At 40.7% G+C, this 17,229-nt stretch carries 8 protein-coding genes; 6 read left to right on the top strand and 2 right to left on the bottom strand.

Translation table 11 applies throughout. The features are described from left to right. Positions 1 to 3: 3 nt before the first annotated feature. Together ACST14_RS09615 and ACST14_RS09610 are read left to right on the top strand one after the other, a co-directional pair. Positions 4 to 594 carry a hypothetical protein gene (locus ACST14_RS09615; protein ID WP_459462990.1) on the top strand — a complete coding sequence of 197 codons (591 nt, stop codon included), beginning with the start codon at positions 4 to 6 and terminating at the stop codon, positions 592 to 594. An 8-nt stretch (positions 595 to 602) separates the two neighbouring features. Continuing rightward, positions 603 to 5,450, top strand: coding sequence for a beta strand repeat-containing protein (locus tag ACST14_RS09610; protein ID WP_459462988.1), 4,848 nt, complete (start codon positions 603 to 605; stop codon positions 5,448 to 5,450). Between the two features lie 48 nt (positions 5,451 to 5,498). Here the strand turns inward: ACST14_RS09610 and ACST14_RS09605 are convergent, their stop codons facing one another. Both ACST14_RS09605 and ACST14_RS09600 read right to left on the bottom strand, forming a co-directional pair. After that, positions 5,499 to 6,659, bottom strand: a complete 1,161-nt coding sequence (locus ACST14_RS09605; protein ID WP_459462985.1) for a helix-turn-helix domain-containing protein — start codon at positions 6,657 to 6,659, stop codon at positions 5,499 to 5,501. 13 nt (positions 6,660 to 6,672) lie between these two features. Then, positions 6,673 to 7,842: a helix-turn-helix domain-containing protein gene (locus ACST14_RS09600; protein WP_459462983.1), complete on the bottom strand. Its 1,170-nt coding sequence runs from the start codon at positions 7,840 to 7,842 to the stop codon at positions 6,673 to 6,675. Positions 7,843 to 8,009: 167 nt separating this feature from the next. Here ACST14_RS09600 and ACST14_RS09595 point away from each other — a divergent pair, with 167 nt between their 5' ends. Genes ACST14_RS09595 through ACST14_RS09580 form a run of 4 tightly spaced genes read left to right on the top strand, consistent with a single transcriptional unit; the run spans position 8,010 to position 17,229 of the window. Then, positions 8,010 to 8,486, top strand: a complete 477-nt coding sequence (locus tag ACST14_RS09595) for a T9SS type A sorting domain-containing protein (protein ID WP_459462981.1) — start codon at positions 8,010 to 8,012, stop codon at positions 8,484 to 8,486. Positions 8,487 to 8,489: 3 nt separating this feature from the next. Then, on the top strand, positions 8,490 to 9,080 hold the full coding sequence (locus ACST14_RS09590) for a hypothetical protein (RefSeq protein ID WP_459462979.1): 591 nt from the start codon (positions 8,490 to 8,492) through the stop codon (positions 9,078 to 9,080). Between the two features lie 8 nt (positions 9,081 to 9,088). Further along, complete coding sequence (locus ACST14_RS09585; RefSeq protein ID WP_459462977.1) at positions 9,089 to 14,380, top strand: beta strand repeat-containing protein; 5,292 nt, start codon at positions 9,089 to 9,091, stop codon at positions 14,378 to 14,380. Between the two features lie 26 nt (positions 14,381 to 14,406). Further along, entirely contained in the window at positions 14,407 to 17,229 is a 2,823-nt protein-coding gene (locus ACST14_RS09580; RefSeq protein WP_459462975.1) for a LamG-like jellyroll fold domain-containing protein, read from the top strand.

Genomic DNA, 17,229 nt, shown 5'->3' with positions numbered 1-17,229 from the left:
CATATGAAAAGAATTATACTCCTTCTACTTGTTAGTATTTCGTCGTTCGCCCAGAGCTATAAGTTCTCGGTGGGTTCAAATATTACTTCCTTCGTATTCACGAATTCAGCCGGATCAAATCCATCTTTCTTGCGGCCGGCATCCGGACTGCATTTAAGTTTGTCTCGCGAGTCTAAGCTTTCGAAATCATTTCTTGTTGATTATGGTATTAACTATAATCAGTTCAATAATGTAGGTGATGTGCAAAACATTCCCTTCTCTTATGCCACTGATTTCATCGGAATCCATGCTGGTATAGGTCCGCGACTTTCGCTAGGAAAAGGAATAGCGCTCGTGGCGAAGGTTTCTGCTACTGCCTCCACAATGGTAAATGGAAACCAGTTTCTATTAAACCGCTACGTGGATTTATCCAGCGATGATCAGTTCAATTCTATTCGCACCATGTACGGCTACAGCTTTGAGTTAAGCAAGCAAATCAATCCACAGATCGGCGTGTTTGCAAAATACCAACACTTAGATAGCTACAACTTCGGTAGCTCGACATTAAACTTCATCCCATCCACATTCAGCATAGGCCTTAGCCTTTCTAAATAATCTGTTTTATGAAAAAGTATCTGTTCTCTATCATTTTTCTATTAGTCTCTTACGTAGGTATTTCCCAAAAGGGCCTCTCCTATCAAGCCGTAATTCTCGATCCTAACGCCATCGAAGTACCCGGTCAAGACATCTCCGGACAACCCTTTGTAAACGGCGATGTGTGGATGAAATTCAGCATCTACAATGGTTCCACTTTGCAATTCGAAGAGGTGCATAAAACGAGAACTGATGCCTACGGTCTAGTCAACTTAATGATCGGATCTGTGTCCACAGCTTCGTTCAATTCCCTAGTTTGGGACAGCTCCCAAAAAACGTTACAGGTTCATGTTAGCTTTAACCAAGGTGGGTCTTACTTGAAAGTATCTGAACAGAAACTTTCCTATAGTCCCTACACTTTATTCGCTGAAACAGCTGGAAAATTAGGTGGTGTTTTAGGCATCGCAGGCGGAGGAACTGGAGCAACAACAGTAGCAGATGCACGTTTAAATTTAGGGCTAGATCAAGTGAATAATACCTCTGATGCAGCGAAGCCTGTTTCAACGGCGACTCAAGCGGCATTGGAATTGAAGGCGAATTTGGCGGATATAACGGCAGCCTTAGTGGCGAAAGCGGATACTGAAGATATTAAAGCGTATGTAGATTCAAAAATAGTTTCAAGCAACTTTACCTCCTCTAACCAGTCATCATCTACAACAACTATTTCGACCGCAGCTTTGGCATTAAAAGCAAACACCGCTGATGTAACCTTAGCGCTCTCTGCTAAAGCTGATACCGCTTACGTATTAACCAAAGTCGCAGCGGCTACCATCGTAGACGCGGACGCAAACACGAAAGGTAAAATTCAGTTAGCCGGTGATTTAGCCGGAACAGCGGCAGCGCCTACCATACCTGGTTTAGTTTTAAAGGCTAACGCCGCTGATTTAGTTACATTAACAACTGTTGTAAATGCTAATACGGTAAGCATAACCACTAATGGAACAGCCATTACAACAGAGGCAACTACCGCTAGAGCGGCTGAATTAGTCTTAACAAATAACGTAGCAGCAAATACCGCTAGCATCACAGCTAATACAAATGCCATCTTATTAAAAGCTCCGATTGCCTCACCAGTATTTACAGGAACGGTAGCCATCGGAACTGCTAATCCTTCTTCTGCAGCAGTATTAGACATCACCTCCACATCGAAAGGTTTGCTTTTACCGCGATTAACTTTTTCCCAAAAATCAGCCATCACTTCTCCCGAAGCTGGTCTTATTTTGTGGTGTTCTGATTGCGGAACAAACGGAGAATTACAAGTCTATAATGGGACAAACTTTGTGAACATGGTGGGGGCGAATGCGCAATTTGCTTTGCCTAAGGTGAGTGCCACTTCGGCTGCAACCGCTATTACTTCGAGTGCATTAACGAGTGGTGGATCCATTGATTCAGATGGGGGTGCGTTCGTAACTACACGTGGTGTTGTTTGGAATACTAGTATAAATCCGACCACATCTCTTTCTACAAAAACATCGGATGGAACAGGAATTGGAACCTTTTCGAGTTCATTAACAGGCTTAACTTCAGGAGTTACTTATTATGTGAGAGCTTATGCGACCAATAGCGTAGGGACAAAATATGGTCCTGAGATTACTGTCAATTCGGCACAAGCGGTGGCGACTTTAGCCTCTACAACAGCAGCAAGCACTATTGGTTCAACATCAGCCACCAGTGGTGGAAATATTACCTATAATGGAGGAGCGACAGTAACAGTGAGTGGACTTGTTTGGTCTACTACTTCTACTCCTACCATTGCGTTATCAACTAAAACAACCGATGGTACAGCTAACGGAATTTATAGCAGTTCCATCACTGGATTAACGGTAGGTACATTGTACTATGTTCGTTCTTATGCGACCAATAACGTGGGAACAAGTTATGGAGCACAAACAAGCTTTACGACATTAAATACTGCAACCATTTCAGCAACTACTGCAGCATCATCTATATCATCCTCATCTGCAACTAGTGGCGGAACAATCACATCTGATGGTGGATCAGCAGTAACAGCAAGTGGTATTGTTTATGGAACAAGTGCAGGTTCGTCTACTTACAGTGTAACATCGGGATCAGGGACGGGTATATTCGCAAGTAACTTAACAGGATTATTACCAGCCACCACCTATTATGTGAGGTCGTTTGCAACCAATAGTGTGGGTACCGTTTATGGTTCAGAAATAAGCTTTACTTCACTAGCTATAGCTCCAACACTTACAACCACTGCAGCTAGTAGTATTACAAAGTATGCTGCAAGTGCGGGTGGAACTATCACATCCAATGGAGGATCTACAATTACAGCATCAGGTATTTGTTGGAGCACAACAGCTACACCAACTACATCTAATAGTAAAACAACCGATGGTACTGCAAGTGGAACATATACAAGTAGTATCACTGGTTTAACGGCAGGTACTACTTATTATGTGAGAGCCTATGCTACGAATGCGATTGGAACGAGTTACGGTGCTGCGCAAAGCTTTACGACTTCATCACCTTCTACAACTTTAAATATAGTTGGTGATGCTTATGGAGGAGGTATTATTGCTTATATATATCAAAGTGGTGATCCTGGATATTCGTCTATTAATACACCAGTTTTAATTTCTGCAACTTCTGATCAAACCTCAGGTGGTCGTGTTAATTGGTCAAATAGTTCTAATTTATCAACAGAAGTTAATTTATCAGGGGCTAGCTATGAAATATTAGGCGCTGGTTCTGCAAATACAGATGCTATAATTAGTTTGTATACTAATACAGGAACTTATGCAGCAAAAACTGCTAGAGATTATAGAGGTGGCGGATTTTATGATTGGTATTTGCCGAGCAGGGATGAATTAAATAAATTGTATATAAATAGGGTAGTAATTGGTTCATTTAATACGAATAATAGTCATCCTGTATCAGTTTATTGGGCATCAACTGAAGCAAACTCTTCTGTTGCAAATGGTCAAAATTTCGGAACTGGAAGCTATTTACCAGATTCTAAAGCTTGGACATTCCAAGTAAGAGCCGTTAGAACAACAACCTTAATTCCAGTTGCTATCAATAATCCTGTTTTAGCTGCAACTACAGCAGCATCAGGAATAACTTCATCATTAGCAATTCTTGGCGGTAATGTAACAGACGAAGGTGCAACACAAGTAAGTGCAAGAGGTTTAGTATATGGTACTACAACAGGATCATCTACATTTAGTGTAACAGTGGGCTCAGGTGGGGGAACATTTACAAGTATACTGACAGGACTTGCACAAGGAACGACCTATTATGTTCGTTCATTTGCAACGAATGTTCAAGGAACAGGTTATGGTGCTGAAACAAGTTTCACAACACAAACAACTGCAACAATATCAGTTACTGCAACACCAACATCAGTTACTACTACATCGGCTACAGGTGGCGGAACCATTAGTAGTACTGGTGGTGCTACTATTACCACAAGTGGTTTAGTTTGGGATGCAAGTTTGAATCCAACTATAGCACTATCAACAAAAACAAATGACGGCACTATAACAGGAACATTCACTAGTTCAATCACTGGATTGACACAAGGAACATCTTATCATGTTCGTGCTTATGCAACCAACTATTTAGGAACTACTTATGGACCTGATATTACGTTTACAACAATAACAACACCTACTGTTTCAGCAACTGCTACAGTAACATCTATAACAGGAACTACAGCAACAAGTGGTGGAACGATTTCAGCAGATGGTGGTGCTAGTGTAATAGAAAGAGGTTTAGTTTGGGGCACAAGTACAGGCGCTTCAACTTATAGTGTAACTACAGGAACAGGTACTGGAACTTTTACAAGTAGTTTAACAGGGTTAAGTGTCGCAACCACTTATTATGTTAGAGCATTTGCAACAAATAGTGTGGGGACAGTTTATGGACCAGAAGAATCTTTTGCAACACCAACTACGGCAACATTAACATCAACAATAAGTTCAACGATTACAAGTTACACGGCAATACTTGGGGGTGTTTTAAGTTCAACTGGAGGTGCAACAACTGAAATAGGAATTCGATATAGTACTGACGTCAATTTTGGAACTTATTCTACCACGTCAATAAATGCGAATGCAACAGCCGGAACCTATACAACTACTATTTCAGGATTAACTGCATTAACTACTTATTATGCAAAAGCTTATGCTACTAATACAGCTGGAACTACTGAAGGAATAAGTATAAATTTTAATACACCTGCGCCTCCTATTGCTGTTGGTGATAGTTATAGAGGTGGAATTGTTTATTATCTATTAAAATCAGGAGATAATGGATATGATGCAAATGTTCAACATGGTTTAATAGCAGCCGAAACAAATCCAAGAGTTAATGCTACTGGTACATGGACCAAAATTGCAATAAACGGAAATGCTATCTTGGGTGCACAAAATACAGGGACACTTGTTGGAAAAAGTAATACTGCAGCCATTATTGCAAATCAAGGTACAGCAAGTACCTATTTATTCAGATATGTTAATGAAACTCAAATAGGTATTTACAACGATTGGTATGTCCCTTCACAAAAAGAACTTGAATTGTTTCGTTCGTTTATATATACAAAACAAGTTATTATTGGAGGAGTATTAACAAATCTATATACAAACGATGCAAGTACTGGAGACTCTTATTATTGGAGAAATAAATTAAGTTCAAATAATAAGTACGCCTGGGGTCATTATCTAACATCAACTCAAAATAGTAATAATTCGTATGCTTGCTATTATATAGAAGGAGGTTCTTTAGATAGTCATGGTTATGAAAGGACGCAGGGTAGCGATTTCACTTATGTTGCAATTAGATCTTTCTAAAAAGCTACAATTAGAGGTATGGCCAAACAAAGATGTTTCGTATCAATCCTACAAATTCACCTTTATCCACTCAATAGGTGTCGTCCCATGTTCTTCCTTGAAGATCTTGTAAAAGATGGATTTGCTCTTAAAGCCGGAAAGCTCAGCGATTCCTTCAATGGAAGTATTTAAGTGGGCCCCCGAACGCAACAAAGCTGTTGCATGTTCAATGCGTAACTTGTTTCGATAGGTAGGGAACGGAACCTTCAGTTGTTTATTAAAACAGTTCGTTACGCGGTTATGTGGGATGTTGAGTGCATGTGAAATATCGTGCAAGGAGAAGGCCGTTTTGACATAGGGTTTATCGTTTTCGATGTAGGAAATGATGCGATCTAGATCTGATGATTTTTCCAAAGGGTCTTCCTGAGAGAAATGTTTTTTTGAGCTCACCACTTTTTCCCAGGTAGCCCTTACATTATCTAAAAATGAAAGTGGCTCCTTTTCATTGTACAGCCAATTAGGCACAAAAAAGAAACTGATGGGCAATACCAACGATTTAAAATAGAGGTAATTATTATTGACTGCATCCGGATTTAAAAAGTCAATCATCCCTGTTTGGTTTGATTCTATAGACAATAAAAACAGTACCACTAAATCGGGAATAACAGTCAGTAATGTGACAATAAAAATCCGAGTAATTAAAATATTCACTTTCTTCTTGATATATATGCCACCCCCTGCTTTCAATCTATAGATAAATCGGATACCATACAAAATAAAGGAAGTGTTATAGACGGCTATAAATAAATACTGTTGTTTTAGCGTGAGAAACAGGTAGCCATGTATGTCTTTGTTTGCCAAAGACTCATTAAAATAATCCAACCTACTTTGAAATGGCAAGGCGTAATAAGGAAGTAGATTAATTAGGAAAATCAGCGAGGGGATTGCGAACAATAATAAGTATTTATCCCAAACAATGGACCCCTTCATGATGCTCTTCAGGTAGTATAAAAAGAAGGGGCCTTGAAGTACAATCAGTGGTTCTATATGGTACACTAACGCAAAGGTAGTAGGGTCATTGGTCGTATTTAGTACCAATAAAGCGTACTGCGTCAAGGCTTTATCCAGGATGATAAATAGTAAATAGAGGACTCCTTTGTTTTGGCCATAATGATTAACCAAAAAAATAAAGGATACAATAATTACAAGAATGAGCGAGGTATGTAACATATCTTTAGAACCTTTAGATTTCCAAATTCTCTTTAATCCAATCAATGGGGGTCGTGCCGTGTGCCTCTTTAAAAGTCTTGTAGAAAATAGATTTGCTCTTAAACCCAGACATCTCCGCTATCCCTTCGATAGAGGTATTTAGGTGAGTACCTGATCGTAACAAGGCCGTCGAGTGTTCAATTCTTAACTTATTGCGATAGGTAGGAAAGGAAACCTTTAATTGTTTGTTAAAACAGGTGGCCACCCGGTTGTGCGGGATGTTTAGTGCCTGGGAAACATCGTGCAAAGAAAAAGTTGTTTTGACATAGGGTTTCTCCATTTCTATATAGGAAATGATCCGTTCAAAATCCCTTGAGTTTTCGAAGGAGTCTTCCTCCGAGAATTTGGCCTTATCATTCACGACCCTTTTCCATGTAAGTGCCATGTTTTCCAAAAAAGACAAGGGATCCCTCTCGTTGTATAGCCAACTGGGAATTGCAAAGAAACTTAGAGGAAGCAGTAGCGTTAGAAAAAATAAGAATTGACTCCCAAAGACATCGGGATTTGTAAAGTCAACTTTCCCTAGCTGTTCTGATTTCGAAGACAATAAAAAAAGCACCAAAAGATTAGGAATCACATTGATAGGAACGATCACTAAAATCCGATTAATCAACACACTAATTTTCTTTTTAAGGTAGGTCCCATTCCCCGCTTTCGCTTTGCTTAAATACCGAAGGCCATACACGATACATCCAACATTATAGAACATCGTAAAAGATTGTTGATAATATACAGGGAGAAATAAGTGGGCTAAAGGTGGGCGGTTCCCCCTCGCCAGTCTAAAGTAGGCTACCTTATCTTCAAATGGGATTGCAAAATAAGGCATTAAGTTAATGACACATAAGAGGAAAGGGATAGACAACAAAAAAAGTGTTTTATCCCATACGAATTCCCCTTTCACCATACTCTTAAAATAGTAAATAATGAAAGGTCCCATCAGCGCTCTAAGCGGATCAATATGGGCAATTAAGGTGGCTAATACCAATGGATCCCGAGAGGTATTCAGCACGAGTAAGATCGTTTGACCAAGTCCAAAGGAGATGATGATCAAGACTAAATAGATGATCCCTTTGTTTTGATGCCAGTGATTAAGCAACAATAAAAGTGATACGATAAAGACAAGTACAAGCGAAGTGTATAACATAACATGGCGCATTAGAACGACAGGATAATATTAGTTCAAAAATGTGATTAATGAACTATGGCGATTTTCTTCTGTTGTTCAAAAACTATTTTTATGAACAACTAAAACTGAACTTTGGGGTAAAGAGCGATTTCTAAGGATAATTTTTGTGCCCAAATACACAAAAAATGTTTCTCAGAATCGCGTTTCTTTTGTTGTTCTCCTACGTGGGCTTCGCTCAATCACCGGTGAAAATTTCCACCCTGTCCTCCGGCATAGGTAGCTCGACCTATCTGCAATCGATCGGTCAGTCGTCGGTGGTTACCGGTACTAGTTCCGCTGGAAAATACGTGATGCGTCAAGGGTTTTTGCAGCCGTCGTCTCGTGCAATGGGTCGTTCTGTAGAGCCGGTCTCGCTTATTACTTTACAGACCTTCCCTAATCCATTCGTTTCTTCTTTTCGCTTGAAACTTTCGCGCGCTAGTTCTTCTGTTTCGACTGTCGAACTCTATTCCATTGATGGACTACGTGTCTGGTCCGGAGAAATCGCTGCGAATCTAAGCGAAGTCCAGCTCCTTGAATTTGATCGCCTGCGTACAGGAAAATACATATTACGTCTTGTTACTAACAACCAAGTAATCACTAAACAACTCATTAAAGATTAACGTATGAAAAGAATTATACTCCTTCTACTTGTTAGCATGTCGTCGTTCGCCCAGAGCTATAAGATCTCGGTAGGTTCAAATATTACTTCCTTCGTCTTCACGAATTCTTCAGGATCGAATCCGTCTTTCTTACGTCCTGCTTCAGGCTTGCACATGAGCTTGTCTCGTGAATCCGCGGTGTCGAAATCCTTCCTATTGGATTTTGGGATTAACTATAATCAGTTCAATAATGTAGGTGATGTGCAAAACATTCCCTTCTCTTATGCCACTGATTTCATCGGAATCCATGCTGGTATAGGTCCGCGACTTTCGTTAGGAAAGGGAATCGCGCTTGTGGCGAAAGCGAATGTCGCTGCCACCACGATGGTCAATGGAAACCAGTTTTTATTAAACCGTTACGTAGACTTATCCAGCGATGATCAGTTCAATTCTATTCGCACCATGTACGGCTACAGCTTTGAATTAAGCAAGCAAATCAATCCACAACTGGGTGTGTTTGCAAAATACCAACACTTAGATAGCTACAACTTCGGTAGCTCGACATTAAACTTCATTCCATCCACATTCAGTATCGGCCTTAGCCTTAGCAAATAATCTGTTTTATGAAAAAGTATCTGTTCTCTCTGATTTTAGTACTCGTTTCTTACGTAGGTTTTTCCCAAAAGGGTCTCTCCTACCAAGCCGTCATCCTCGATCCTAACGCCATCGAAGTACCCGGTCAAGACATCTCCGGACAACCCTTTGTAAACGGTGATGTGTGGATGAAATTCAGCATTTACAATGGCTCCACTTTGCAATTCGAAGAGGTGCAAAAAACAAGAACTGATGCCTACGGTCTAGTCAACTTAATGATCGGATCTGTGTCCACAGCTTCGTTCAATTCCCTAGTTTGGGATAGCTCCCAAAAGACATTACAGGTCTATGTCAGCTTTAACCAAGGAGGGTCTTACTTGAAAGTATCTGAACAGAAACTGACTTATAGCCCATACACTTTATTCGCTGAAACAGCCGGTAAATTAGGTGGTGTTTTAGGCATCGCAGGCGGTGGAACTGGAGCAACAACAGTAGTAGATGCCCGTTTAAATTTAGGCCTAGATCAAGTAAATAATACCTCTGATGCAGCGAAGCCTGTTTCAACGGCGACTCAAGCAGCACTGGATTTAAAGGCGAATGCAGCGGATGTAAATGCAGGATTAGCTTTGAAAGCAAATACAACAGATATGACTGCCGCTCTTGCTGCGAAAGCAGACACAGGTACCATCAAAACATTTGTAGTCACTCAAGTAGCAGCAGCAACTATCGCAGATACAGATGCCTCTACAAAAGGAAAGATTCAATTAGCAGGGGATCTAGCAGGAACAGCAGCAGCACCTACAGTGCCGGGATTAGCTTTGAAAGAAAACTCAGCTAATAAAAGCACTAATGTGACTACCGATGCCGCTTCAGATACGAAATATCCAAGTGTAAAATCGGTAAAAACATATGTGGATACACAGGTTGCAGGCGCAACAATCGCAGATGCAGACGCCTCTACAAAAGGAAAGATTCAATTAGCAGGGGATCTAGCAGGAACAGCGGCAGCACCTACAGTGCCGGGATTAGCTTTGAAAGAAAACTCAGGTAATAAAAGCACTAATGTGACTACCGATGCCGCTTCAGATACGAAATATCCAAGTGTAAAATCGGTAAAAACATATGTGGATGCACAAGTTGCAGGCGCTACTATTGCGGATGCTAACGCTACTTCAAAAGGTAAGATTCAATTAGCTGGAGACCTAGCTGGAACCGCGGAAGCCCCTACAGTACCGGGATTAACATTAAAATTAAATGCGAATCAAAAGGGTGTTGCTAATGGTGTAGCAAGTTTAAATGCCCAAGGAATCATTCCTTCTAATCAATTACCTCCGGTTACTTTATCCTCTACTAATGTGGTAGGAAGCGATGCTGCAATGACAGCTTTATCAAGCGCAACGGTGGGTAGTATTGCAGTAAGAACAGATGCAAATAAAAACTATGTACTAAGTGCACTACCTGCAAGTACTTTAGGTAACTGGATAGAATTATTAACACCAGCTGCGCCAGTGCAAGCAGTAAATGGTTATACTGGGTCTGTTAATTTAACGCAAACCGATTTAGGTTTAAGTAATGTAAATAACACTTCAGACATTAACAAGCCGGTTTCTAGTGCAATGCAAACAGCGTTAGATTTAAAAGCTAATAGCACAGATGTTAATACTGCATTAGCAACAAAAATAAGTACCATCGATGCAAATGCGGCTTTAGCATTAAAAGCAAATAGCACAGATGTTAATACTGCATTAGCAACAAAAATAAGTACTGCTGACGCAACTGCTGCATTAAATTTAAAATTAGATGCAAATAAAGTAGGAGCCGCTAGAGGTGTAGCTAGTTTAGATGCGGCCGGTAAAGTACCTACAGATCAAATCCCTGCTGTTTCATTTTCAAGTGTAAAAGTATTAGGAAGTGAGGCTGCTATGTTAGGTCTAAGTAGCGCCGTTATTGGTAGTGTGGTTATCAGAACAGATGAAAATAAAAATTATGTGTTAGCAGCATCTAACCCATCGGTGCTTTCAAACTGGATACAATTATTAACCCCAGCGGCGCCGGTACAAACGGTGAATGGCTATAGTGGAAATGTCTCCATAACAAAAACAGACTTAGGATTAGAAAATGTCCAAAACACCACTGATGCGGATAAAATAATTTCAACCAGAACACAAACTGCATTAGATGCAAAAGTGGATAAAGTAACTGGCAAAGTTTTATCAACAAACGATTATACCACCGTAGAGAAAAGTAAACTTGCGGCGATTACAGGGACCAATACCGGGGACCAAGATTTATCTGCCTATGCGACTAATACAAACGTTGCATTAAAAGCACCTTTAGCCTCTCCTACCTTTACAGGAACGGTATCTTCAGGTGCCATTAGTGCAACAAGTGTTACATCGCTTACGTATGCCTCTGCTCCTAAAACATTAAGCTATGCAGGATCGACCATTAGCTGGAATCCAGCTCAAGGATTAAATGCAGCTATTACGTTAACTCAAAACAGTACTTTGAGCTTTACCGCTGCTCCTCCAGTAGGTTCTTATGGTACGGTTGTTTTAACTCAGGATGGCACAGGAAATAGAACTATTACCTTGCCTTCCATTACGGGAAAAACGAATAGAGTATTGGGATCAACCTCTACCTCTACGGTAGCCTTATCTACTGCAGCTAATTCGAAAGATATCTTAAACTTTTATTACGATGGAAGTATTTGCTATTGGAATATAGGCCAAGGATATGGAACAGCGGCATCCACTTCGTCTGGCTCTACTACGTTAACTGGGGATCTTACCGGAGCTGGCTCTGGTACTGTCTTAACAACGCTTGCTAATACAACGGTCACAGCTGGATCTTATGGATCATCTACTGCTATTCCCACTTTTACAGTGGATAGTAAGGGTAGATTAACTGCTGCTGGTACCGTAGGTATTACAGCTGGGGTTAATTCATTAAATTATACCAATACCTCTTCTTATGCTGCAGGTGGAACTATATCAGGAACTTCATTAACCTTAACGCCGGCTGATGGAACAAATCCGGGTATCGTGTCGACAGGTGAACAAACTATTGCTGGTACAAAATTATTTAGTAGTGATTTATATGCGAATGGATTGACAGTGGGACGAGGTAGATTAGGTTTGGAATCTAACACAGCCATCGGTCGTGCTTCATTGGTTGCTAATACAACAGGTACTAACAATACAGGTACAGGTTATGCGGCACTTGCTGCCAATACAACAGGTACATCTAATACAGCTTCAGGTTTTGCGGCACTTTCTTCCAATACTTTGGGTAATAATAATACGGCTTCAGGTGCTTATTCCCTTCTCAAAAACCTAAATGGGACCGAAAATACAGCTATTGGATTTAGCTCACTTCTTGAAAATTTAGCAGGAGAAAAAAATATAGGAGTTGGCTCTTTTTCCCTTTACAATAATAAAAGTTCTAATAATACCGCTGTTGGATATTCGGCACTCGGGGCTAACGTAGATGGAACCAATAACGTGGCGCTAGGATTTAGTTCTTTGCCAAATAACACCTCTGGATCCAATAATACAGCTATAGGTAGATTTACTTTGGTTCTTAATACAATAGGTAGTAACAATACTGCACTAGGTTCGTTAGCGGAAGTAAATGCGAATAATTTTTCCAATGCGACAGCCATCGGATTTGGTGCTAGGGTTTTAGCAAGTAATACCATTCAATTAGGAGCTGATGGTTCTACCCTTTCTCCCAATGGTGTGAGTACACCTACAACTGCCATATCGAATGTTAGAACCTCAGGAACCTTAACTTTAGGAGCTATTACTTATCCAAATACAAATGGATCAGCGAATCAGGTATTAACTGCAACTGCAGGTGGCACATTAACTTGGACAACACCTGCTTCTTCTGGTGTCCCTTATTCTGGTGCAACTGCCGCCTTGAACTTAGGAGCTTATGAATTAACTGCGAATGGAGTAGCAGTAGGGCGCGGGGCATCAAGTAGGTCTAATAACTATGCCTATGGGTATGCAGTTCTAGCTTCTAATACAACAGGAAATTATAATAACGCATTTGGTCATCAAGCACTTACAGCTAATCAAGGTGGTCAACAGAATAATGCATTTGGAGAATATGTATTACCCAAAAACATAGGTGGAAATTATAATACAGCCATGGGAACAGCTGCCTTGAGAGAGAATACATCGGGAAGCGGTAATTCTGGATTTGGTAATCAGTCTTTACTTACGAATAGCACAGGTTCCAACAATACTGCTTTAGGTTACCAAGCTGACGTTACGGTTGATGGATTAAGCAATGCAACAGCGATTGGTTATAATACAAAAGTGAGTACAAGTAATACCATTCAATTGGGAAATACTGCCATAACCAATGTAAATACGAGTGGCGCTGTGACTGCTCCTATCTATGCATCAACTCCTCAAACTTTAGCAGACGGGTCCCCTATTTCTTGGAATCCTGCTTTAGGATTAAATGCAGGGGTAACTTTAGTGGGTAATCGTACGTTAAATTTTTCAGGAACCCTACCTGCTGGTTCTTATGGAACCTTAGTAGTGACACAAGATGCTACAGGGGGGAGAACCTTAAACCTGCCTTCTACGGCTAACAAAATATTAGGATCGACCTCTACCACTACCATTGCCTTATCCACTGCGGCAGGAGCTAAAGACATCATTAACTTCTACTATGATGGAACCAACTATTTCTGGAATGTGGGCCAAGGGTACGGAACTGCAGCTACTTCATCAACAACAAATTTAGCAACCGGTGTTACTGGAACTTTAGCGGTTACCAATGGAGGAACAGGTGCAGCTACCTTGACAGGATTAGTTAAGGGAACTGGAACAACTGCCATGGTAGCAGCAGTGGCTGGCACGGATTACCAAGCACCACTTACACTTACTACCACAGGTTCAGGTGCAGCTAGCTTATCGGGCAATACTTTAAACATTCCATCCACGACAAACTATACTTTACCTACTGCAAGCGCTTCTGTTTCGGGTGGTGTCAAAGTGGGAACTAATTTAAGCATAGATGGGAATGGCATTTTAAGTGCTGTCGCAAGTGTGGTAAGAATGAACAGTGATGAGTTTACTGCAACTGCAGCACAAACCACATTTACATTCACCACGACTAGTAGTAATACAGGTGCAGTTCAAACTCCATTGAGTAAACCATACATGTATATCAATGGAACTAGAATCAAGAATTCTGCCTATACGTGGACATCTGGAACAACGGTAACCTACATTCCAGCGAATAACAATAGCTATGCATTGGTTGCTGGCGATCGTATTCAATTTGATTATGCGTATTAATTGTGATGAAAATTGAATTGATTAAAATGAGATTAAAATGTGCATTACTTCTATTGGTAGCTATTTTTTATACCCATATTGGTAATGCACAAAACTACCTAGATAAAATTACTGGATTAAACAGTACCACTGCTTCCGTAGCCTATTCATTAAGACAATTAAGTAACGGGTTTACAGGGCCATTGGTTAGGATAAAAGTAGGGGCCTCCTTTTACGATGTATATCCTGATGTAAGCACCACTAAGTTTAGTTTAAGTTCCAAAATATCTGCACCAATAGGTACTTATAATGCAGCCGTTTCAACGGCAAGCGGTAATGCGTTAAGTACCATCATCTCGGGAACAACAGATGCTACTTTAGCTATTTGGTATGATCAAAGTGGCAATGGAGTTCATGTATTATCAAGTAGCCCAAATGCAAAAATCATAACGGCTGGGAGTATTAATACAATGAATGGGCAACCCACCGTAAACTTTACTGGCACGAACTCTTATCTAACTTCTTCTGCAACCGTTAATTATAGTGCTCAGACACTAGCGACGATAAATGCTGTCGCTCAAGACGTGGCCAGTATCAATTATATTTCAGGCATACTTTCAACAGGGGACAATGGAGGTTGGGGATTGTGTTATGACCCTACCACTACCATTAAAGGGTATTGGGTAGACGCTTCCGGAGGGAATGGTGCACTTTCAAATGAGCTTACTACTGAACCGAAAATAGTTACTGGCTTTGTAGGGATAACTACTAACTCCTTTATCTATATAAATGGTACGCAAAAAGGCACGAAAGCGGCACAATCCATTGCTAATGGAACCACCGATAGAATTTACGTAGGTTCTAGAGGTAATTTTAGCGGGAGACAGTTTATTGGAAATATTTCCGAAACGATGATGTTTCCCAAAACCCTAAGTGTGGCTGAACAAGCTGCTTTAGAATCTAGCCAATCTATTTTTTTAGCACCTAGTGTAACCATCACATCCAGTGCATCTGGAGCAGTCTGCGCAGGAACCAACATCACCTTCACGGCAACTGTAACCGGTTTATCAAGTCCTACCTATCAATGGACCAAAAATGGAATTGGTATTCCTGGCGCGAATTCTTCAACCTATTCGTCGACTACTTTAAGTAATAATGATGTGATTAAAGTTTGGGTGAATGCCGGGATTAATCCTAGTAGCATTGTATCCAATGGATTAAAATTAAACTTGGATGCAAGCAACCCCGGAAGTTATTCGGGTAGTGGGAATACCTGGTATGACTTGAGTGGGAATAACAATCATGCTACCTTAATGAATAGCCCAACCTATGATGCGGTTAGTGCAAGTATCGTTACCAATGGTACGAATCAATACTTATCCGTTCCACAAATTAGCACGTCTATTACAAATGTGACGATGCAAGCATGGGTCTATGTTAATTTGAATACAAAAGGGCCATTTATAAAAAATGGTACCGCTGGTGGTGGATACGCAATAGGAATAGGAAATGCGGCCTATGATCAAGTAGGCAGTAATGTGAATATGTTAGTGTATGGTTCACCAGGATGGATCAATACGGGTGTAAGTTATGGTACAGCAGGCTGGAAATTAGTTACCATGACTATGGATGGAATATCTACAGCAAGAGCCTATGTAAACGGCACCTTGATTGGCACATATGCTACTACACCCAATGCATCATTCACCGGGGCCTTAAATTTTGGAGCAAATATTGGTGATCAAAACGTGTATTACAATGGAAAATTTGCCGCTGCCTATTTTTATGACAGGGCATTAAGTTTGGCAGAAATCCAACAAAACTACAACGCTTTCGCTACCAAATCTACTGGTTATAGTTCTAATTCGATAACGGCATCCATCACAGGATCGGTCCCAACCATTACCGTAAATGGCGACGGCTGTACGAATAAAACTGCTTTAACGATCCCTTCTGGGGCAACGACATACGCTTGGTACAAGGACGATGTGGTGATACCAAGTGCAACATCGAATACATACACTCCTACAGCAAGCGGGGTGTATAAAGTGACGGTAACCAATGGATCTTGTAGCAGCACCTCAACTAATACTACCATTTACGAATGCGGAAGAGCTGCAGACGGAAGAATGGTTGTGGTAGTAGGGTCTACCGCCCTTGTAAGTAAAGAGGGAGCGATTAATAATGGCTTTGGAGTAGACGATGCAGGAAAGTTACTAGCTAAGCCTTGGTCGTATGTAACAGTGACCTCCCCCTACACCGCAAAAGTATGGATGGATAGAAATTTAGGAGCTACCCAGGCTGCAACAGGTGTGAATGATGTAGCTTCCTATGGGGATTTATACCAATGGGGAAGAGCTACGGATGGAGGTCAACTAAGAACAGCTCCACAGAATTCTACAAAATTAACTGACATTTCATCAAGAAGCACCAATTCGATTAGTTCTCAGCCTTGGACATCACAAGCAGATTGGAATTCCCAAACAGGAGGTGTTTGGAATGTACAACCTTGGAATAATACAGACGGGGGCGTAAACAATCCTTGTCCAAATGGATTTAGAGTGCCTACTGCTTCAGAATGGAACGCTGAGTTAAATGGAATGATCGCTGCAGGCTTAGTAACGAATAGCTCTTCCGCAACGAATATTGCTACAGGAGCCTATGCTTCTTTTCTTAAAATCCCTCAAGCGGGGGTAATTGAAGGAGGAGGTTTTTCAGGCACGGTGCTCACTACTAAAACTGTTTTTTGGACAACGGATCGATTAGATAGCTTTAGTGCAAAGGAAATACGGTTTTGGCCTACTCAAGGTGCATACCAAAATGCCAACTGGTATAGTTTCAGGTATTCAGTAAGGTGTATTGCAAAATAG

Source organism: Aquirufa sp. A-Brett2-15D (genome assembly GCF_054558735.1).
The sequence above is the reverse complement of the archived record's forward strand: the minus strand, read 5'-3'. Positions and strand labels throughout refer to the sequence as shown.

Excerpts from the sequence above, each read along its gene's own strand:
- ACST14_RS09615 (WP_459462990.1), top strand. The coding sequence starts at position 4 with ATGAAAAGAATTATACTCCTTCTACTTGTTAGTATTTCGTCGTTCGCC.
- ACST14_RS09610 (WP_459462988.1), top strand. The coding sequence starts at position 603 with ATGAAAAAGTATCTGTTCTCTATCATTTTTCTATTAGTCTCTTACGTA.
- ACST14_RS09605 (WP_459462985.1), bottom strand. The coding sequence starts at position 6,659 with ATGTTACATACCTCGCTCATTCTTGTAATTATTGTATCCTTTATTTTT.
- ACST14_RS09600 (WP_459462983.1), bottom strand. The coding sequence starts at position 7,842 with ATGTTATACACTTCGCTTGTACTTGTCTTTATCGTATCACTTTTATTG.
- ACST14_RS09595 (WP_459462981.1), top strand. The coding sequence starts at position 8,010 with ATGTTTCTCAGAATCGCGTTTCTTTTGTTGTTCTCCTACGTGGGCTTC.
- ACST14_RS09590 (WP_459462979.1), top strand. The coding sequence starts at position 8,490 with ATGAAAAGAATTATACTCCTTCTACTTGTTAGCATGTCGTCGTTCGCC.
- ACST14_RS09585 (WP_459462977.1), top strand. The coding sequence starts at position 9,089 with ATGAAAAAGTATCTGTTCTCTCTGATTTTAGTACTCGTTTCTTACGTA.
- ACST14_RS09580 (WP_459462975.1), top strand. The coding sequence starts at position 14,407 with ATGAGATTAAAATGTGCATTACTTCTATTGGTAGCTATTTTTTATACC.